Raw genomic sequence first — 18,910 nt, forward strand, 5'->3', positions numbered from 1 at the left:
CCCAGCGCGGGGAGCAGCGGCACCCAGATCGAGCCAGACCCCGCGCCTGCCCGTCGCCATCTCGCGGAAGGACCCGTGGCGGAGTTGTCCGCCACGGGTCCTTCGTCAGCAACGAGTCAGACCTACGTCACGACTCAGCGCTGGAGGGTCAGCAGACCCGGCCGGTACGGCAGGAGGCCGTAGGGGACACCGTCGGAGCTGGGGGAACGACCCTGGTAGAGCAACTGCAGGTTGCAGGCGTCGACTGTCATCGTCTGGTCGGCGTTGGTGCGCAGCAGCTCACCGTGGCTGATGTCGTTGGTCCAGGTGGCACCACTGTTGACCTTGGCGGCGAACGGGTTGCTCTGCGTCGCGGCCTGCGGCGTCCACGTACCGTTGAGGCTGGTCGCCGTGAACGAGCGGAAGTAGCGGCCGGTCGAGCCGATCGCCTCGACGATCATGAGGTACTTGTTCAGACCCTTCAGCTTGTAGACCTGCGGAGCCTCGAACAGGTTGTTCTGTGTGTCACTCATGATGGTCGTGTAACTGCTGCCGAAGTTGCCGGGGAAGTTCCCGATCGGCATGCTGGCCCGGTAGATCTTGCCGTTGTCGCCGGCGAAGAACAGGTACATGGTCGTGTCGTCGGCGATGACCGTCTGGTCGATCGGCCCGGTACCGGAACCGGTGATGCTCCCGGTGAACATCGGCTGCGCCGCGGACCAGCCGTTCGGGTTGGTCGGGTTGGTCGAGGTCCGGTAGTGGAACGCCGCCCCGGCCCCCCACTGGTAAGTGAGCACCCAGATGTTCTTCGGCGCGAAGTAGAACAACGACGGGGCGACGGTCCCCGAGTTCATCCCGGTCTGGGTGGCCGAGGCCATCTGCGACCAGTTCGAGAAGAGGCTGAAGTTCATCGAACCCCAGCTGTCGCCGAAGTCGTGCGTGGTGGCGTAGACCAACTGCTGGCCGTTGAAGGGGGCCACGGTGAAGTCCTTGAGCGACACCCAACCCGACTTCGGAGTCGCCAACACGCCACTCGACGACCAGCGGTACGTCGAGGGAAGGTCACACACGCCACCCGGCGGCGGGGACGACGGCGGCGGCGTGGTGGGGTTGCTCCCACCGTCGACGCGGACGAACTGCCACTGCTGGTTCGTGCCGTTCCAGTCGTCGTACTGCACGATGTTGCCACCGTCGGCGGTCGAGGCGCCCTGCACCTCCATCACCTTGTTGCTGTTGCGGTTGATCAACCGGACGTAGCCGCTGTCCGAGTCGGCCAACCGGAACTGCTGGTTGGTGCCGTTGTTGTCAGACCACTGCACGATCGGCCCGCCGTTGGCGGTCGAGCGGCCGGAGACGTCCAGCACCTTGCCGGACAGCCGCGACTTCACCCGGTAGTAGCCACCGCCGGAGTCGACGAACTGCCACTGCTGCTGGTTGCCGTTGTTGCGCGTCCACTGGGTGATCCGGGCACCGTCGTTCGTGGCCAGGTTGTACACGTCCAGGGCCTTGTTGCTGTTGCGGTTGATCAACACGTACCACGCGCTCGTGTCGACAGTCGCCGCGGCGGCGGGCGACGACACCACCGCGACGGCAGCACCGCCGACCAGCACCGCCGCCGCGCCAGCGGCGATAATGCGGGGCAACCACCAACGCCGCCGTGACGGCGGTGCGATCGATGGAGACCTATCGAGGGCAGACATGATCCTCCTTCAGTGACCAAAGCCGAACGGCCTGCCCGAGGGTGGGCGCACCGCGACGTGTGTCCGGGCGATGCGTCGGGGAAGTTAGCGCTAACAACACGCCTACATGCCCTGACGCACGACCGATTCGGGGGTCGACGAAGCAGGCTTCCCCGGTAAGCCATAGATGTCGTCGTCCTTAGCCATCGACTGTGAGCGATAACATGCCGTTCGTCAAGACGTAACGTGCTGGGAACATCAGGCGGTGACGTGTCGTGCCGCAGGGCGGGATCGCCTCCCACCGGGCCTGTGCAGGCATCCGCCCCCAACTCGTCGGCACGGGCCGCAGCCGGAGCCCTTGAGGAGCCGATGCGTTGGCGCCAACATCGACGGTTGCCCATTATTCGGGCAACGTCAACCCGGACCGCCGCAGCCGGCCGGACCGCCGCCACAGCGCACCACACCCAGGTTCAGGAGACGTGGGTCAGGCAACGATGGCCCCTGGGTGGGGGCTCGGCGACGCAGTCGGGGTGCGCCCGCCTCAGACCGCGCCTCGGTCGACCAGGCTGAAGGTGGTGTCGACCGGGGCATCACCCATGAACTCGACGTAGATCTCGCTCCTGGTCTCGTCCCACTGCACCACGCCGTGCTCCTCGTTGACGATGACGTAGGAGGTGCGCCCCTTGTCGTCCTTGCCCTCAGGAGTTATCGAGAACAGAGTTGCCTTGGTCGGCCGGCACTCGGCCCCTACCAACAACTTGTCGTCGTCCCCATCTCTCTTGACCCCGAGGCACGGTCGGTGGGCGATCTCCGGGTTCAACGACTTGATCATGTATTCGACGCCGTCCGGTTCGAGCACGAAGAGCGCGTCCTTGCCGGTCCCGCTACCGACCACGACCTCGCCGTCCGACGGCAGTGACAGATCACGGTCGATCTCCACCACGTGCACCAGGATTCGCCGCTGTCCGGTCAGGATGGCCTGGGTAGGGTCCGCGGCGGCCGACGGCGAACCGGTCGGCTTGGCCGCTGGCGTGGACGCGGCGGCCGATGCCCCGCTCGCCGCCTGACTCCCCGCCGCCGTCGAACCGGCCGGGGCCGGTCCGGCCTGGTCGTCCAGCAGTCGCGGGCCGAACAGAAAGGCGGGCACCAGCACCGCGATCACCGCGACGACCGACCCCAGAGCGATGAGCCAACGACGCCGGCCCGAGCCCGCACGCCCGCCGGACGGCTCCGAACGCCGCCCCTGGTCGGCAGCACCGTGCGCCTGTGCCGCACGCACTGTCGGCATCTCAGCCAGGCGTTGGGCTGTCTCGGCAGCACCCCGCTGATTCGCGGCGGTCAACAGTTCGTCGAGCAACTCCCGGGCGGTGGGCCGGGCAGCGGGATCCTTCTCCAGCGCCCGGGCGACCAACTCCCGCAGCGCACCGCCGAGGCCGGTCAGGTCCGGCGGTTGGGTGAGGATCCGCATCGCGACGGCGGTCGGGGAGTCACCCCCGAACGGGTTACGGCCGGTCGCGGCATGAGCGACCAGGGCGCCCCAGGCGAAGATGTCCGCGGCCGGACCCACCGTGTGGCCGGACGACGCGTCGAAGCGCTCCGGGGCCATGTACGAGACGGTCCCGACCATCTGGTTGGTCCGGGTGTGCTGGCTCGTCGCCTCGAAAGCTCGGGCGATGCCGAAGTCGATTACCTTGATCCCACCCGGTGCGACCAGGACATTGGCCGGCTTCAGGTCTCGGTGGATCACCCCGGCGCCATGGATGGCGGTGAGCGCGGTTGCCACCCCGACCGCGATGCTGTGCAGTTGCGCGGCCCCCAGCGGCCCTCGATCCCTGATCACCTGGGCCAGACTGGGGCCCTCGACGTACTCCACCACCAGGTACGGCGGGTTGTGGTCCGGGTCGGCGTCCAGGACCTCGGCGGTGCAGAACGGTGGAACCTGGCGGGCGCGGTTCACCTCACTTCGGAACCGACCACGGAACTCCTCGTCATGCGAGAACTCCGGCCGGACGACCTTGACCGCCACCTGCCGACCCTGCGGAGACCGGGCCAGGAAGACAGTGCCCATGCCCCCGTCGCCGAGCCGGTCGAGCACGTCGTACCCACCGAGGCGGGCCGGGTCCCCGGGACGCATCCCGTTGCTCACGCCGGATGCCCGCAGACCGCGATCACCGCGCGAACCGTTCCGCCTGTCACCCGTTCCCCTTAGGTCACTCGACTGCCGCCCGCAGCCTATCGTCCGCCCACCAAACCCTGTCGATGCCGTCCACGCCTCGGGGTTCCCCCGTCGGCGCCCCGGGCGCGGACGCCGCAGCGGGTGCGGGCGTGTTCAGGAGACAGGTCCGGAGCGTTCCGATGAGCTGTGGTGCAGCCCGCGAGGAAGGTGCTGCGGTCGGGGCCTCACGGCACTCCTCGGCCTCGGTGTTGCTCCGGCGGGGGACGCCCTCGCAGGAGCTATATGATGAGAGCCCTACCAGCACCGATGTCAGCGAGCGGGTCTGCGTTGCCGGCTCTCGACCGATGTGACCAGGAAGGCTGACCGCGTCGGTGACACCCACCATGACTCACCGCGAGGACCCCGCGGAAGTCGCGCCGACCGTCGTCGGCCGAAGCGGTGCACCTTCCCGCGCAGACCACGAATCCGGCTCGTGACCTTCCGCTACATCGCTCGGACGGTTCGCGGGCTGGAGTGGATCTCGGCCGCGGAGATCGAGCGGGACATCGCCGGCGCCACCATGATCACCATGGCGGCCAGGGAGGTGAGCTTCGAGACCGAGCGGCCCGAGCCGGCCGTCGCACGCCTCAAGACCGTCGACGACCTCTTCGTCCAGGTGGGTGAGGTCGGCGGTGTCGGACACACCAAGGCGGATCTTTCGCCACTCGCGACCCAACTGGCGCGGCTGGAGTGGAGGTCCTCGATCCCGGCCGTGTCCGCGCTCCGTGAACTTCCCGAAGCGCTCAGGTTCGATGTCGTCGCGAGCCTCGAAGGGCGACGGACCTACAACCGGTTCGACGTGGAGAACGGCACCGGACGTCTGCTCCAGGACCGGCTCGGAGGCACCCACCTGCCGCGCACGGAGAGCGTGCGCCCCAAGGATCCCGACCTGACCGTCCGGCTGTTCCTCCGCGGGCCGACGGCTGTCGCTGCGCTCCGGCTCGGGCAACGCCCCCTGCACCGGCGAGGCTACAAGGAGGAGGCGGGACCTGGGACTCTGCACCCTCCAGTGGCCGCGATGCTGGCGATGCTGGCGGACCTCGCTGCTGGCCAGACGATGATCGACCCGTTCTGCGGAGACGGCACGATCGCCATCGAGGCCGCCCTGCTCGGAACGGGCGCCGACGTGTCCGCCAGCGACATCGATGCCACTCGGGTCGGTAACGCACGCCGGAACGCGGAACGCGCAGGGGTGCGGGTCCGGTTCGCGGTCGCCGACGCGGGGAAAGCTGCCTGGACACCGGGATCCCTCGACGCGATGGTGACGAATCCGCCCTGGAACGTTGCGGTTTCCGGCAGCGGTGAGCTGCGCCGGTCTCTCGACCCCTTCTGGGCGCGGCTGTCTGACGCCTTCACCACGCAGGGACGGATCTGCGCTCTGGGCGACGCCGAACTCCAGATTCCGGCCAGGATCGCAAGCCTCGGCCATGTCGTCACCATGAGCACACAGATCCGTCTCGCCGGGAGGATCTCCGAGGTTGTCCTGGCTCACCCTGCCGCTGCGGAGCCGTTCCACCTGCCAGCCAACCTGGCGCGGTGGCGTGCGCGTGCCCGGCGTGCCGGCATCGTCACCGAAGCCGGCTGGTAGAGCGATCAGGGCCGCTCGGCGCTGAGGGGAAGTTGCGCGACCGGCACGAGCCGCCGGACACCCCGGCTGGGGCTGGGCTGGTCGGTGCCCTTGACGGTGGCGATGTCGGCGACGAGGGCCTCGATCTGTTGGCGGGTGACACCTGGCATGCAGATCAGGTGGCTGATGCCACCGTCGGCATTGGAGAGCCCGTGGCGACGGGCGATTGTCAGCGGTGGGGTGGTGAAGTACACGGTGAAGGCGTGGACGTTGCGCCAGGCGGGCCAGCCGATGCTGGCCAGGAGCGAGTGGGCGTAGCGGGCTGTCTCACGGGCCTGTTCGGCGCGCTCACGGTGCCCGTCCTCGCCGAAGAGCCGCATCACGTACCACATCTGCACGGCGAGTTGGCCGGTGCGGGATCCGCCGATGGTGGTGTCGGTCGTGGCGGTGTAGGCGATTCGCCGGGCCGCGCGTTGTAGTGAGCGGCGGGTCAGGACCAGTCCACCGGTGATCGTGGTGCCGTAGAACTTGTGGCACGAGATCGCGACCGAGTCGATCACGCCGTCGAGGTCGAGGGCCACCGGCCGCTCCGGCAGCAGGACCAGCGGGACGCCGGCGAGCGCGCCATCGACGTGCAGGTGGTTCTTGCGGATGGCCAGGTCGGAGAGGATGGTGCGAATCCGGACCGGGTCGTCGACCGCCTCCGTGACGGTCGTGCCAGCGTTGGCCACGACGATCGCCGGGCGGTCCCGGCGTCGGGCGAGCTCGCCGCGCAGATCGTCATAGTCGATCTCGCCGGTGTTGTCGGTGCGGATGACCACCTCGGGCAGGCCGAACATGCCTGCCGTCTTGTTGATCCAGTAATGAGTGGCCTGGCTGTAGTAGAGGACGGGATCCGCGCCCGCGAACCTGTCTCGCGCCAGCAGGATCGCCGCCTGGTTGGCCTCGGTGCCGTCGCCGGTCAGGTAGCCCCACCGGTCACCGGTTGGAGCGCGGAACAGGTCGGCATGCCAGTTGAGGACCTCCCGCTCGTACGCCTTCGTGTGGGCGGTGTCCGGTGCGGTCTCCGGGTCGCCGACGTTGTTGATCAACATCTGGAAGAGCGGAAGCGTTGGCCCGTAGTCGATGTCCCGTGCGGCCGGAAAGCCGATCGAGCGATCCTTCGACAGGCTGGCGAGAAGGTTCTCGATCTGGGCGGCGAGGGACAGATTGTCGGGGACGCTGGTGGGAGCGCTCATCGCGGACCCGCCGTCGCGGCACTCACGGCATCACGGACCAGCAGACCGCATCGCTGATGGCAGGGGGTGGTCACGAGCACTCCGTTGTTAGGCACCCAAAAACACAAAGTGGACCATGATTACGCCCGGCGGGCAACCAGTCCTTTGTCGAGCGATCGAACGGACTGGTGGTGTGCGGTTGATCGCGGTGCGTGTGCAATGAGAGGCTATGGCGACGGTTTTCCGGGGAGGACTACATCGTGGTGTATGACAGGCGAGCGACCCAGCCAGGCCCTCCTGAGTGGACTGCGGAGAGCTGGAGGGCGTCCGCCAGTGGCGGTTGGACGACGGAGGCGCCCTGGGACCAGCAACCGGACAACCAGACGTCGCCCTACCAGCAGGCGCCGGTGCCGGACAGCCGGCATGCCTGGGTGGCGCCGACGAGTGCGGTGCCGTCCCCGGCGGCTGAGCGGTACCCGCCGGCATCGTGGCATTCGACGTCTCCCGCGCAGCCGCCACCACCCGATCCGCCGCCGGCCGCGCGAGAGTCGCCCCCCGCCGCGCCCCCGGTCAGCGATCCCGAGACACGACGGATCTGGGCCTCGCTGCGGTCTTCCGCGCTGAGCCGAGTCGGGTTGATGAACACCATGCACGGCCGCCACGCCTGGGCCCAGCGCCGGCGTAGCCCGTTGTGCCCGTACGGCTTCGCGTTTCTCTACGCGGTGCCGTTCCCGGGCTCCACACCGGACCGACCGGTTTTCGAGGTCGGAGCGGCGACGCGTCTGGACAAGGCTGGCGAGGACGTGTCAAACCTGCCCAGGTTGCTGTACGACCTGACCGAGACAGCACAGCACTACCTCGATCACGGCGGGTTGGACCCGCGTCAGCCGCCGCAGATGTGTAACCGGGTCGACGAGCGGGTCAACGCCGACTCGACGTTCATCGGCATCGCGGTGAGTTCGCTCGATGGTCCGCTGGGCACCTGGGAGCAGACGATGCGGCAGGTGGAGGGCGAGGATCGGATCCCGGGACGGTTCTACATCCAGCTGATGGACCCCGAGGAGACGCGGATTCTCGTCGATCGGCCCACCGACCCGTGGAGGAAGCCGTTGATCCAGTCGACGACGCCGACGTACGAGGCGTGGCGGCCGTTGCAGAGCCACCCGGGCGACGCGCCCATCTGGACTGGCATAGCCCAGTTGGCCACCCTGGTCCACCACGGCGCTCAACGGATCGGGAAGGGCAGAGGCGGGGCAGCGTAGCCAGCTCGACAGAGCGAAGGCGGGGCCGCACACGCGGCCCCGCCTTCGGTGTCCTTCGAGGACGTTCAGAGCGTGAGGTGGCCCAGATCCTCGTCAACCTGACGCGTCGGGTTCGTCTCCCGCACACCGACGGAGGCGAGCAGCTCCGGCCGGCGAAGCCGCAGGCTGACCGCCCACAGCACGCCGACGAGGACGAAGGCGCCCACCGTCCCGGGCACCAGCCACGCCCGGTGTGACCCGGGTGGCGTACCCAGCGCGGCACTGATGTTGATCAGCGTGACCAGCAGGATCACCGCGATCGAGATACCGCCGAGCGTCGGTGCGATCATCCGCGCCCACAGCGACTCGTTGCGCCCACCGCCCCCGGCGAAGAAGCGGACGGTGGCGAGTGAGCTCACCGCCATCAACAGCATCAGACTCACCGCAGCGATGTTGGACAGCCAGGTGAACATGGTCAGCGCCTCGGCGCCGCTCATCACGAACAACAGGAGGACGATCAGAGCGGTGATCGACTGGGCGACCGATCCGCCCTGCGGCGCACCGGAGCCGCCCTCACGGATCGTCGCCAGCCGCGCCGGCAGCAGACGGTCCTTGCCCAGCGTGAACACGTACCTCGCCACGCTGTTGTGGAAACTGATCATCGCCGCGAGGACGCTGCTGATCAGCAACAGGTTGCCCAGCGCCACGAGCAGCACGCCGGCCGTACCAGCGCGGGAGGTGGAGAAGACCTCGAACGGCAGCGGCACCGACGGGTCGCGGGCCAGATCAGCGACCTGGTCCGCCCCCACCGTGGCCACCATCGCCCACGCGCACAGGGCGTAGAGCAGGCCCAGGCCGAGGATCCCGCAGAAGATGCTCCGCGACACCGCCCGCGGTGAGCGGGCCTCGGCACCGTACGCGGCAGGGGTTTCGGTGCCGAAGAACGCGGCGATACCCAGCGGCAGGACCGCGAGGCCGGCCACCACCCCGCCGCCGAACAGTTGCGTCGGGTTCAGCGCCTCGAACGTCAGGTGACCACCTGCCGGGTGCGCCAGCCCCATCAGCACGAAGACGAGCAGTAGTGCGACCTCGACGACCAGGATGGTTCCGAACATGGCGGTGCTGATGCCGGTGCGTTGCAGACCGAATGTCGCGACGATCGCCCAGGCGAGGAGAGCCCACGCCCACCACGGGCCGCCGATCAGTCCACTTGCCACCGAACCGAGCAGGCCGTACAGCGAGATCTGGATGGTGTTGTAGGCCAGCAGCACGACTGGCGCACCGGCGACGCCGACGGGCCGGGACAGCCCGGCAGCGAGGGCGGTGTAGAAGATCCCGCTGGGTGGCACGTACCTGGCGATGGCGATGTACCCCGGCGCCCAGAGAAGCATCACGACGGTCAGGAGCAGGAAACTGCTGGCCACGCCGGTGTTTCCGGTGGCCGCATAGGTGGCCACGATGCCGCCGACGAGCACGGCCATCGGGGACGATGCGGTCGCGCCGAATGTGACAAGCGAACTCATCCGCAGTGTCTTGCGAGCCAGCCCTCGCTCGGCGGACACCGTCAGGGGGGTCACAGGGGACGTGACCATCACTCAACCTCCCCAGGTCTAAGGCAAATCGGTCAGGCGACGGGACTCGATGACCTTACAGGTGATTTCGCCGTCACAGCGAGCAGCGAAGCATAGATGTGATCACTCATCGGAGGCGGGCGTTGCGCCGTGTGTGTCCACGGTGCGGCCCTCGGTCGCAGCGCGTCGCTGACCACCGCGCGGGGCTTTGCCGGCTACCTACCGGTCACCTGATCGCAGGACCTCGCCGAGCAGAATCCGGTCGATCTTGCCGTTGGCCGTGAGCGGCAGGGCCTCGAACCGCGTGACCCGGCGGGGCACCATGAACGGGGCAAGCGTGGACCGCAGCAGGGCCAGCAGCTTCTCCTCGTCGGCCACCGGCCCCTCGTAGGCGAGGTGCAGATCCACACCACCCGCTGGCACGGGGAGGGCCAGGGCGACCGCCTCGGCGACCTCCGGGTGCCGCCGGGCGACCGCCTCGATCTCGCCGAGTTCGACGCGGTATCCGGACACCTTCACCTGGTGGTCCAGCCGGCCGAGGTGGATCAGCCGGCCGTTCTCGTGGCGGACCCGGTCCCCGGTCCGGTACCAGTCCGATCCGGACGGTGGGCCGTGGCGGAGCCGGTAACGGCCGGCGGCGCCGGTGACGAACCGGTCGCTGTCGTCCGCCGGATCGAGATAGCCCGGGAACCGCTGCGGACCCCGGACGCACAGCTCTCCCTCGGCCGTGGGGCGCAGGTCTTCGTCGAGCAGCAGCCAGTCGGCCGCCGGGTAGGGCTCCCCGATGGGCACGGTGCCGTTCGTGGTGACAGGCCAGTCGGCGGGCGATGCCGGCAGGCGGTAGCCGGTGCACGTGACGGTGAGTTCGGTGGGTCCGTACATGTTCTCGATGACGCTGTTCGGCGCGGCCGTCTGCCAGGCGGCTGCGGCGTCGACGGACAGCGGCTCGCCGCAGAACATGCTCCATCGCAACGTCGGCATCCGGTCCGGGCCGAGCTGCCGTAGCCGCCGCGCGATGGCGACCGCCGACGGCACCGAACTCCAGTGGGTGATCTCGCGTTGCCGGACGAACCGGACCGCCGCCATCAGGTCCGCCGGCTGCGGCACCACCACTGTCGCTCCGGCGCCCCAGGTGGCGAAGAGGTCGAAGATCGACGGGTCGAAGGTGAGATCGAACATCTGCGACACCCGGGCGTCGCTGGTCAGCTCCGCGCGTCCGGTCACGGCCCGCAGGAAGGCGAGCACGTTGGCCTGGGTGACCGGCACGCCTTTCGGCGTCCCGGTCGACCCGGAGGTGAACATGATGTACGCCGGACGGGCCGCGTCCCCGTGGTCTGCGGGCCTGCCGTCGCCCGGTGGGAGCGCGGCGAGGGCGCGATCGTCGACCGGTAGCACCGGCACCGCACCGGCGCTGCCGCCGGCGTCGGCGAGGACCAGGTCCAGCTCGGCCGCCATGGCGATGGCCGCGGTCCGCGCGGGCGGATACGCCGGACTGAGCGGTACGACAGTGGCGCCCAACCGGTACGCGGCGAGATACCCGGAGTACGCACCGGCGCTGCGTGCCGCGAGCAGCCCCAGCCGGCGCGGGGGCTGTCCGAGCCGGTGGACCACCGCGGCGGCGACCCGGCCCGCGAGATCGTCGAGATCCCCGTACCGGAGCTGATTGGCTCCGAGATCCAGCGCGATCCGGTCCCGATGCCGGGCGGCGGACTCGGCGAACCAGTCGTACAGGGTGTTCACGCGGTTACCCCCTCGGTGCTGATCCGGTCGAACGCGGCCCGGACCACACCCGGCCGGGGCCGCCCACGGCCGGCCGACTCCACGGCGAACCGCAGAGCCCGCGGCAGGTCCTCCCAGGCGGACACGGCGGCCGCGGCCACCGCCGGGTCGGTCAGCCCGGCGGCCGACCGGACCCGGTGGCGGAACACCTGGTGCCGGCTCGCCGCCCACAGGTCGTCGGCCAGTGCGGCGAGCCTCGCCGGGCCCTCGACCGCCGCGGCGAGGTGCGTCACGGCGGCCGAGCCGGTGAGCCATCCCGGCTCCACGGGAGGACGCACCGCGGCGGTACGGGCCAGCCAGCGGTACTGCGACGGCGGTGGCACCTCGACGGGCTCGCCGAGGGCGTGCCGATCGCGGTTGGCGACCTCACCGGACGCTGTGGTGACCGGAGTGAGCAGCACCCGCAGCTCGTCGTCGGTGACCGGCCCGTGGTACGGACGATGCTCACCATGCGGCGTCGTCGCAGCGAAGTGGTCCTCCACCTGCCAGCGGCCCCCGGGGCGGCCGGTCAGCAGCACCCAGTGCGGGGTCGCGCGGCGCTGGTACTCGGGAGACCAGGGCAGCTGTTCGGTGTTCGCGACCGCCAGGACCGCGCCACGGGTCTCCAGCTCGGCGGCGATCCCGGCCGTGGCCTCGGCCCATCGGCCCGTCCCGAGATATCCCAGGCTGCCGCCGTCGATACGGCCGTGATGCGACAGGGCCGTCGTCGCGGGGAGGACCGCGAGACGTACCGCGTCGGCCAGCTCGGACCGCAGGTGCGGCCGCCCGGGTGCCAGGTAGGCGGCCAGGTTGCTGGTGTAGCAGCTCAGCTCCGCCCAGTTCGTCATCGGCTCCCCGTCCCGTGGGCCACGGCCAGGCGGCCGACCGCCACCGCGGCCGCCGTCGTACCCCGGTCGTGCGAGATGCTGACGCCGGTCGTGGACCACCCGGCCAGGGTGGGCAGGTCCGGTCCGGAAGGGTACGACCCGCCCGCCGTCCACACGTCCGTGTCCACCTCGACCACCGTCACCAGGCGAGACCGTGCAGGAGGTCGTCGACGCGGTCGGCGAGCAGCTCACGGGCCACCTCGCCGACACCACCACCGATGCCGAACACCGCCGCCTCCGTGCGCAGCCGCTGGACGCCGCCGTCGAGGAACCCGGCCGCGCCGTGCAGGCGAGCGCATTCACCGAGCACGTGGTCGACGGTGTCGGCGGTGGCGATCTTGACCCGGGCCGCGGCTGCGGAGTCGTGGCGCTCGGCAACCCACGGGCCGGCGGTCACGCACACCGCGCGGAGTTCGTGGACCCGGGCCAGGCATCCGGCCACGTTCCGCCGTACGCCCGGGTCCTGCCAGAGCGAGGTGCCGCCGTCGTCGGGCCGGCGCAGGCGTTCCACGGTGTCGGCCAGCACACGCCGGCACAGCGCGACCGCCCACAGGCCACCGGCCAGTCGCTCGGTGGCGATGTGCCGGGCGAACAGGGCCATCCCTCGGCCACGGCCGCCGATGACGGCGGTGGCGGGGAGCTGCACGCCGGTGAACGCCACGTCGCCGAGCCCGGCCCCGTCGAACAACTCGGTACGGGTCGGGGTCACTGTCACACCGGGAGTGTCGGCCGGGACCAGCACGAAGCTGAAGCTGGTGAAGTGCCGGCCCTCCTCGTGCCGGGCCAGCACGAGGAACGCGTCGGCGGTACGCGCGTTGGTGATCCACCGTTTCGCGCCGGTCAGGGTGAGCCGGTCGCCGTCGACCCGGTAGCCACTGCCCAGCGAGCTGAGCTGCGAACCTCGGCCGCTGTCGGTGGCGGCAAGCGCCAGCACCGCCCGCCCGGCGGTCACCTCGGCCGTCAGCGGATGGTCCGGCAGGGCCGTACGCAGCAGCGGCAGTGCCGCCGCGACCTGCACGCAGACACCCAGCGTGACGCCGATCGGTTGGGACGCGTCCACCGCGGCCAGCAGCCGGCCGAGCCGTTCCGAATTGACGCGTCCGCCCGGCTCGTACAGTGCCGCGATCAGGCCGGACGCCCCCAGAGCCGACCACACCGGGCGGTCACCGGTGAGCGCTCGGGCCACCGCGTCCCCGGCCCCTGACGTCCGCTCATCCACCGACATGGGTGACTTTCCGATCGAGCAGCACGTGCCGTCCATCGGCAAGGTCGAGGCGGTCGTTGTGGTAGTTGAGCGCCGCCGACCGCAGATCCCGCAGGACCCGTTCGAGGTAGGTGTCCGAGTCCTTGAAGTAGCCGTGCCGCAACCCGACCGCGTCGACGAGTTCCTCGACGGCCTGCCGGCACGACTCCGCCGCGGTCACCTTCAGGCCGTTGAGCAGCATCTGCACCGGCGCGGCCGACAGGTCACCGCCGTCCTCGACGATGTGCTGGGTATGCCGCAGCAGCGCGTGGACGGCGTCGATCCGATGGCGGGCCCGTGCCAGCCGGGTCAGGAGCAGCTCGGACCGGTGGTCGAATCGTTCCCGGCCGTCGGGGCTGCGCAGCAGGGTCGCCACCCGGGACAGCGCCCCGGCGGCGGCACCCAACCAGCAGGCGGCCCAGCCGAGGTGGGCCAGCGGCGAGAAGAGGGCCAGCGAGATCTCCCGGAACCCGTGCTCCGCGCCGATCAACTGGTGGCGGGGGACGGTGCCGGTGAGCCGTAGCGCCACACTGTGGCTGGCCCGCATGCCCATCGGTTGCCACTGGCCCGACTCGGTGATCCGCAGTTGCTCGCGCTCGGCGTAGACGAGGCAGACCTGTCCGGGTGCGTCCGTGCCGGGGCTGCCCATGGTGATGAGGAAGCCGTCGGCGTGGGCACCGCCGGTGACGATCGGCGCGAACCGCTCGATCAGCAGCCCCTCCCCGGTGTCCCGCAACGGCGCGGTCGCGGACAACAGGTGGCCACCGGTGCCCGCGGCGGTGGTGACCGACGCCAGATAGCGTTCGCCCGCGGCGATGCGCGGCAGAAGGGTGGCCCGCAGCTCATCGCCGCCATACCTGACGACGGTGGCGACCTGCTGGCAGTGCATCGCGAAGATCAGCGCCACCGACAGATCGGCGCGGGCCAGCGACTCGGCACAGTCGATCAGTTCTGCCGGGCCGCCGCCCAGCCCGCCGTACGCGGCCGGCACCATCAACGCCAGCAGCCCGGACGCGCGCAGTTCGGCAAGCGCCTCGGTGGGGAAGACCGCCTCGTCGTCGGTACGCCGCGCGTGCTCCCGGGCCACCGCCGTGACCCGTTCCACCCGGCCGGCCAGGTCGACGGCCGTGGCCGCCACCGCCGTCATGGGGCGTCACCGCGAGCGGTACGCACGGCCGCCCAGAGGCTCCCGGCAGTGGCGAACGTGCTCTCGGTCAACGCCTCGTCGGGAAGGCTGACACCGAAGTCGTCCTCGATGGCGAAGAGCAGCTCGATCGACTGCATCGAGTCCAGGCCCAGATCGTGAAGTACGGCGTCGTCGGTGATCTGGTCGGGGGTGGCGTACTTGAGGAAACGCGACAGCAGCGCGACGAACTCCGGATTCACAGCGGCTCTCCCAGGGAGATCGGGGTACGGACCAGGCGCATCCGGGACACGTGCCAGGTGGCCGGGTCCGGGGCGGTGGAGTCGAGAACCACCTCGGCCGGCAGCGGGTGGCCCAGGAAGGCGAGCAGGCTCGCGTCCAGGCCGTAGGCGCCGACGTTGGGTACGGCCAGCAGGTCGCCGGGTTCGAGCCGGGGCAGTTCGACGGCCCGCGCCCAGACGTCCAGCGGGGTGCACAGCGGGCCGCACACCGTGGTCGGCACGATGTCCGCCGCAGGCGCCGCCGTGTCGACCGGGACCAGGTACGGCACCAGCGGTGGGAGGCGGCGCAGCCCCGACAGGCCGCCGAGGTGGTTGATGCCGGACTCGAGGACGACCAGGTTGCTGCCGTGCGACGGTTTCGCGTCGAGGACCCGGGTGAGCAGCGTGCCGGCGGTACCGACGAGGTAGCGGCCCGATTCGAAGGCGATCCGGGGCCGGCCGTCCCGCCAGTCCGGTGCCTCCGCGTCCAGCAGGGCGGTGAGCGGTTCACGTAGCCCGGACAGGTCGAGGCGACCGCCGGCCCGGGCGAACGGCGCACCGAATCCGCCGCCGAGATCGAGCACGTCCAGGCGTACGCCCTGGGCGCGCAGCACCTCGCGCAGGTCGGCGGCGGTTCGCAGGCTGCTGGTGAACTGGGCGAGCAGATCGTCCACGGTGGTCAGGTTGGTGCCCATGTAGAGGTGTAGTCCGGTCACGGTCACGTGCGGCAGGTGCCCGAACCGTTCCGGGGCGGTCGCCACCCAGCGGGCATCGGCACCGAACGGCGACGACACCCCGGTCATGGTCAGGCCGGGCCGGGACGCGGGCGCGTCGGCGTTGATCCGCAGCAGGCACCACACCGGCACACCGGCCGCTTCCGCGCACCGGTTCAGCTGGTCCAGGGCGTGCGGCGAGTCCACCGAGAAGTGCCGCACTCCGGCGGCAAGCGCGGTGCGCAGATCGAGGTCGCGTTTGCCGGGTCCGGCGTACAGGATGGTGTCGGGGTCCCAGCCGGCCGCCAGGGCGGCGGTGAGTTCGCCCGGGGAGCAGACCTCGGCGCGGCTGCCGGCGTGGTGCAGCGCCCGCAGCAGTTCCGGGTGACGGTTGGCCTTCACCGAGTAGTACGTGTCAGTCCGCTCGGGCAGGGCGATGCGCAGGGCGGCGAGGTTGTCCCGCGCGGCTGCCAGGTCGTACACGTAAGCCGGGGTGCCGGCCGTGGCCGCGACGTGCCGGGCCAGAGCGGGATCAAGCATGGCCGCCCACCAGGGTGGTCAGCGCCCTGCGGTCGATCTTGCCGTTGCTGGTCAGCGGCAGACCGTCGACGACCACGCACCGTTGCGGGATCTTGAACACCTCGAGATGGGCGCGCAGCCGGTCCAGCACCGTCTCCGGGGCCAGCTCCGTGACGGCGACCAGCACCGACCGCACGCCGTCGCGGGGTGGCAGGACCGCGACGGACGTGACCCGCGGTATCCGGCGAGCCGCGGCCTCCACCTCGGTGGCGCTCACCCGGTATCCGCGTTCCTTGTAGATGTCGTCGGTACGACCGTCGACGTAGACCCATCCCCCGGCGTCCACCCGACCCTGGTCGCCGGTGCGCAGCTGGGTGGTGAGGCCCTCCTCCACCCGGAACCGGTCGGCGGTCAGCTCCGGGCGCCGCCAGTAGCCGGACATCACATGCGGACCGCGGACCACCAGCTCACCGACGGCACCGTCGGGCAGACGACGTCCCTGGCCGTCGATGGCGAACACCTCCGTCCCGGCCAGCGGTCGACCGCTCGACCCGGGCCGCTCCCGATCACCGTCGGGGGGCATGATGGCGACCCGCTTGCACTCGGTCAGGCCGTACATCACCTGGGTCCGCAGCTGCGGCATCCGGGACCGCAGCGTCTGCAGCAGGTCCGCGGGCATCGCCGCGCCGGTGGTGGTGAGCAGCCGCAACGTGGGCGGCTCACCACCACGGCCTAGTAGCCGGGCCAGCATCTCGGCCGCCGACGGGACTGCCGCGAACACGGTCGCGCCGGTCGCGGTGAGCGCCGCCGACAGGCCGGGGCCGGTCGCCGTCAGACCGGCCAGGTGTATCCGGGCGCCGCTGAGCGCACCGAGGAAGAGCTGGTACAGCCCGTAGTCGAAGGAGACGGGTGACGGGCAGAACACCACGTCGCCGCGGCGATAGCCGACGGCCTCCTGGATGGCCGCGACGGCGAACAGCATCTGCTGGTGGGTGGTGACCACCGCGTTGGGCCGAGCCGTGGAACCGGAGGTGTAGACCAGACACACCGGGTCCACGGTCAGCGGCTCACCACCCGGCGGCAAGCCGTCCAGCGGTGCCCCCGCGGCCAGTCCGCTCACGTCGCCCGCCGCGGACCCGGACTCGACCGCCGAGGCTCTGACCTCCGCGTCGTCGCTGAGGACCAGGGCCGGCTCGCAGTCCTCGAGCACATGCCGCAGCGGATCACCGCGGAGTTGTTCGTGCAGGACGACGAAGACGACACCGACGCGGGCCGCGGCGTACAGGACGGCGGGCAGGACCACCGACGGCGGTGACACGATCACCAGCCGGTCACCGCGGCGCAGACCGGCCTGGAGCAGCCCGGCCGCGATCCGGCGACCCGATGTCACCACCTCGGCGAAGGTGGCCCGGTCCGCGCCTACGGTGACGGCCACGTCGTCGGGGGCACGCCGGGCCGCCCTGTCGAAGAGTTCGTGCAGCAGGGTCATGAGGCGCCGGTCCCGGCGCGGGCGACGATCCGGCACAGGCCGTCGAGGTCCTGCAGGTTCTCCGGTACGAGGTCGTCGGCGGACAGTTCCACACCGACCACCCGTTCCACCAGCTCGACGATCTCGACGATCCGCAACGAGCCGTAGTCGGGAGAGGCGTCGAACCGGGTGCCACCCAGCACCGCGGGCACGGGCAGGCCGAGGACGGACGCGGCAGCCTCGGCGACGTGCTGCCGCCACGGCTGCCCGCCGGCCGTCGGTACGGCGAAGAGCACCTGGTCCCGGTGCAGCAGGTCACCGAGTCGCCGCAGCGGGGCCTCCGGCGCGGGCCGGCCGCGCTGCACCATCCGCCACGCGACGTAGGTCTGCTGAACCAGCCCCTGCCAGGCCCCGAGATGTTCCTGGAGCTCCATGTCGCGGTAGGCGGCGTGCAGCAGCCGGGACCGGGCGAGCAGCCAGGTCTGCAGGGTCAGGCGGGCGAACGCGGCAGCCGGGTCCGGGGCGTCGGCGTACGCGGCCAGGTATTCGGTCGGGTCGTCGAACTCGACTGCCGGCCGCGGTTCCGGCAGCGCCGCCGCGCCGAAGCTGATCACGTCGGCGGTGTCGCCGAGTGCCGCGGTCAGGTCCTTCTCGCTCAGGTCCCAGTGTCCCGGCACCGCCGGCCCCCAACGGGTGTCGTTGCGGTAGGCGTCCCAGACACGTATGCCGTCGTCGTGGGCGTGCACGAGGAAGCTGTGTCGCAGGTGCTCCTGCCCGGCGTAGGGAAGCCACGGCAGGTGGTAGGCGTCGGCGACGACGTAGAGGGGCTCGCGCCGGGCGATCAACTCGGGCACCCGGTCCGCCGGGCAGGCGTCCCAGCGCTCGTCCACTCCGAGTCCGAGGAGCCCGGCCGAGTGCTCCACCTGGTCGGCCACGACGGGTTCGACGGTCCACCAACCGTCGTCGAGTCGGGGTCGGAAGGCGAGCCGGGCGCCGAGCCGCAGATGGGTGCCGAGACCGTGTCGCACGTCGGCCAACAGTGCGAGGTTGACCTGTACGCAGTCGAAAAGGTCGGCGGGCAGCGCATCGAGAGCCGCGCCGAGATCGGCGGCGGGGCCGCTCATCGGGCGGTCCGTTGCACGAGGTCGACCAGGTCGCCGACGGTGCGCGGCAGGGAGGCGGAGAACAGGTCGTCGGGCAGCGTGACACCGAACTCTTCTTCGATCTTGAGCAGTACGGCGAGCAGGCCCAGCGAGGTGACGTCCAGCAGCGGCCCGGCGAGCGGCTCTGCCTCGGTGATCCGACCGGTGCTGATCGTCAGCTGGGACTGTGCGATGACGAGCCGTTTCACGGTGTCCGCAACGGTGTCGCGGTCGGCGGTTCCGGTGGGCACTCTGTCGCTCCTTCCCGAGTGGACGGTGGTGCCGGATCGGCCCGGCGGGCACGCCC

16 protein-coding genes are annotated in these 18,910 nt (G+C 70.6%); 2 read left to right on the forward strand and 14 right to left on the reverse strand.

What is annotated here, in order from left to right; translation table 11 throughout:
* Positions 1-134: 134 nt before the first annotated feature.
* Both AB0A90_RS06145 and AB0A90_RS06150 read right to left on the reverse strand, forming a co-directional pair.
* Complete coding sequence (locus AB0A90_RS06145; RefSeq protein ID WP_357242505.1) at positions 135-1,679, reverse strand: non-reducing end alpha-L-arabinofuranosidase family hydrolase; 1,545 nt, start codon at positions 1,677-1,679, stop codon at positions 135-137.
* A gap of 520 nt (positions 1,680-2,199) precedes the next feature.
* Positions 2,200-3,804 (reverse strand): serine/threonine-protein kinase, encoded by a 1,605-nt coding sequence (locus AB0A90_RS06150; protein WP_357242508.1) that lies wholly within the window; start codon positions 3,802-3,804, stop codon positions 2,200-2,202.
* Positions 3,805-4,402: 598 nt separating this feature from the next.
* On the opposite strand from AB0A90_RS06150, the gene AB0A90_RS06155 reads away from it, so the two are divergent.
* Complete coding sequence (locus AB0A90_RS06155; protein WP_357242511.1) at positions 4,403-5,461, forward strand: methyltransferase domain-containing protein; 1,059 nt, start codon at positions 4,403-4,405, stop codon at positions 5,459-5,461.
* 5 nt (positions 5,462-5,466) lie between these two features.
* Here AB0A90_RS06155 and AB0A90_RS06160 read toward each other — a convergent pair whose 3' ends face one another.
* On the reverse strand, positions 5,467-6,678 hold the full coding sequence (locus AB0A90_RS06160) for a histidine decarboxylase (RefSeq protein WP_357242514.1): 1,212 nt from the start codon (positions 6,676-6,678) through the stop codon (positions 5,467-5,469).
* 617 nt (positions 6,679-7,295) lie between these two features.
* On the opposite strand from AB0A90_RS06160, the gene AB0A90_RS06165 reads away from it, so the two are divergent.
* The gene (locus tag AB0A90_RS06165) at positions 7,296-7,919 is read left to right on the forward strand and encodes a hypothetical protein (RefSeq protein ID WP_357242518.1); all 624 of its coding nucleotides are present in this window, start codon (positions 7,296-7,298) and stop codon (positions 7,917-7,919) included.
* A 65-nt stretch (positions 7,920-7,984) separates the two neighbouring features.
* Here AB0A90_RS06165 and AB0A90_RS06170 read toward each other — a convergent pair whose 3' ends face one another.
* From AB0A90_RS06170 to AB0A90_RS06220, 11 genes are all read right to left on the reverse strand, one after another.
* Positions 7,985-9,490, reverse strand: a complete 1,506-nt coding sequence (locus AB0A90_RS06170) for an APC family permease (protein WP_357242521.1) — start codon at positions 9,488-9,490, stop codon at positions 7,985-7,987.
* 198 nt (positions 9,491-9,688) lie between these two features.
* Positions 9,689-11,209 (reverse strand): amino acid adenylation domain-containing protein, encoded by a 1,521-nt coding sequence (locus AB0A90_RS06175; protein WP_357242524.1) that lies wholly within the window; start codon positions 11,207-11,209, stop codon positions 9,689-9,691.
* Positions 11,206-12,075, reverse strand: a complete 870-nt coding sequence (locus AB0A90_RS06180; RefSeq protein ID WP_357242527.1) for a hypothetical protein — start codon at positions 12,073-12,075, stop codon at positions 11,206-11,208. Before AB0A90_RS06180 ends, AB0A90_RS06175 begins: the two co-directional genes overlap by 4 nt.
* A complete protein-coding gene (locus tag AB0A90_RS06185) occupies positions 12,072-12,257 on the reverse strand; it encodes a hypothetical protein (protein ID WP_357242531.1) in 186 nt (61 codons plus the stop codon). The genes AB0A90_RS06180 and AB0A90_RS06185 overlap by 4 nt, the downstream gene beginning before the upstream one ends.
* Complete coding sequence (locus tag AB0A90_RS06190; protein ID WP_357242533.1) at positions 12,254-13,339, reverse strand: acyl-CoA dehydrogenase; 1,086 nt, start codon at positions 13,337-13,339, stop codon at positions 12,254-12,256. Before AB0A90_RS06190 ends, AB0A90_RS06185 begins: the two co-directional genes overlap by 4 nt.
* The gene (locus tag AB0A90_RS06195; protein ID WP_357242536.1) at positions 13,326-14,504 is read right to left on the reverse strand and encodes an acyl-CoA dehydrogenase family protein; all 1,179 of its coding nucleotides are present in this window, start codon (positions 14,502-14,504) and stop codon (positions 13,326-13,328) included. Before AB0A90_RS06195 ends, AB0A90_RS06190 begins: the two co-directional genes overlap by 14 nt.
* Positions 14,501-14,743, reverse strand: coding sequence for a phosphopantetheine-binding protein (locus AB0A90_RS06200; RefSeq protein WP_357242539.1), 243 nt, complete (start codon positions 14,741-14,743; stop codon positions 14,501-14,503). Before AB0A90_RS06200 ends, AB0A90_RS06195 begins: the two co-directional genes overlap by 4 nt.
* The gene (locus AB0A90_RS06205) at positions 14,740-16,014 is read right to left on the reverse strand and encodes an alanine racemase (RefSeq protein ID WP_357242542.1); all 1,275 of its coding nucleotides are present in this window, start codon (positions 16,012-16,014) and stop codon (positions 14,740-14,742) included. Before AB0A90_RS06205 ends, AB0A90_RS06200 begins: the two co-directional genes overlap by 4 nt.
* Positions 16,007-17,482 (reverse strand): AMP-binding protein, encoded by a 1,476-nt coding sequence (locus AB0A90_RS06210; RefSeq protein WP_357242545.1) that lies wholly within the window; start codon positions 17,480-17,482, stop codon positions 16,007-16,009. Before AB0A90_RS06210 ends, AB0A90_RS06205 begins: the two co-directional genes overlap by 8 nt.
* Positions 17,479-18,585 (reverse strand): acyl carrier protein, encoded by a 1,107-nt coding sequence (locus tag AB0A90_RS06215; RefSeq protein WP_357242548.1) that lies wholly within the window; start codon positions 18,583-18,585, stop codon positions 17,479-17,481. Before AB0A90_RS06215 ends, AB0A90_RS06210 begins: the two co-directional genes overlap by 4 nt.
* The gene (locus tag AB0A90_RS06220) at positions 18,582-18,854 is read right to left on the reverse strand and encodes an acyl carrier protein (protein WP_357242551.1); all 273 of its coding nucleotides are present in this window, start codon (positions 18,852-18,854) and stop codon (positions 18,582-18,584) included. The genes AB0A90_RS06215 and AB0A90_RS06220 overlap by 4 nt, the downstream gene beginning before the upstream one ends.
* Positions 18,855-18,910: the final 56 nt, after the last annotated feature.

Origin of the sequence: Micromonospora sp. NPDC049204, from assembly GCF_040647935.1 — a bacterium.
Classification (GTDB): Bacteria; Actinomycetota; Actinomycetes; order Mycobacteriales; family Micromonosporaceae; genus Micromonospora.

Bases quoted from the DNA above. Each gene is read 5' to 3' on its own strand.
- AB0A90_RS06160 (WP_357242514.1), bottom strand. From the start codon at position 6,678: ATGAGCGCTCCCACCAGCGTCCCCGACAATCTGTCCCTCGCCGCCCAG.
- AB0A90_RS06215 (WP_357242548.1), bottom strand. From the start codon at position 18,585: ATGAGCGGCCCCGCCGCCGATCTCGGCGCGGCTCTCGATGCGCTGCCC.
- AB0A90_RS06195 (WP_357242536.1), bottom strand. From the start codon at position 14,504: ATGACGGCGGTGGCGGCCACGGCCGTCGACCTGGCCGGCCGGGTGGAA.
- AB0A90_RS06155 (WP_357242511.1), top strand. From the start codon at position 4,403: ATGGCGGCCAGGGAGGTGAGCTTCGAGACCGAGCGGCCCGAGCCGGCC.
- AB0A90_RS06210 (WP_357242545.1), bottom strand. From the start codon at position 17,482: ATGACCCTGCTGCACGAACTCTTCGACAGGGCGGCCCGGCGTGCCCCC.
- AB0A90_RS06205 (WP_357242542.1), bottom strand. From the start codon at position 16,014: ATGCTTGATCCCGCTCTGGCCCGGCACGTCGCGGCCACGGCCGGCACC.
- AB0A90_RS06165 (WP_357242518.1), top strand. From the start codon at position 7,296: ATGAACACCATGCACGGCCGCCACGCCTGGGCCCAGCGCCGGCGTAGC.
- AB0A90_RS06180 (WP_357242527.1), bottom strand. From the start codon at position 12,075: ATGACGAACTGGGCGGAGCTGAGCTGCTACACCAGCAACCTGGCCGCC.
- AB0A90_RS06170 (WP_357242521.1), bottom strand. From the start codon at position 9,490: ATGGTCACGTCCCCTGTGACCCCCCTGACGGTGTCCGCCGAGCGAGGG.
- AB0A90_RS06190 (WP_357242533.1), bottom strand. From the start codon at position 13,339: ATGTCGGTGGATGAGCGGACGTCAGGGGCCGGGGACGCGGTGGCCCGA.
- AB0A90_RS06145 (WP_357242505.1), bottom strand. From the start codon at position 1,679: ATGTCTGCCCTCGATAGGTCTCCATCGATCGCACCGCCGTCACGGCGG.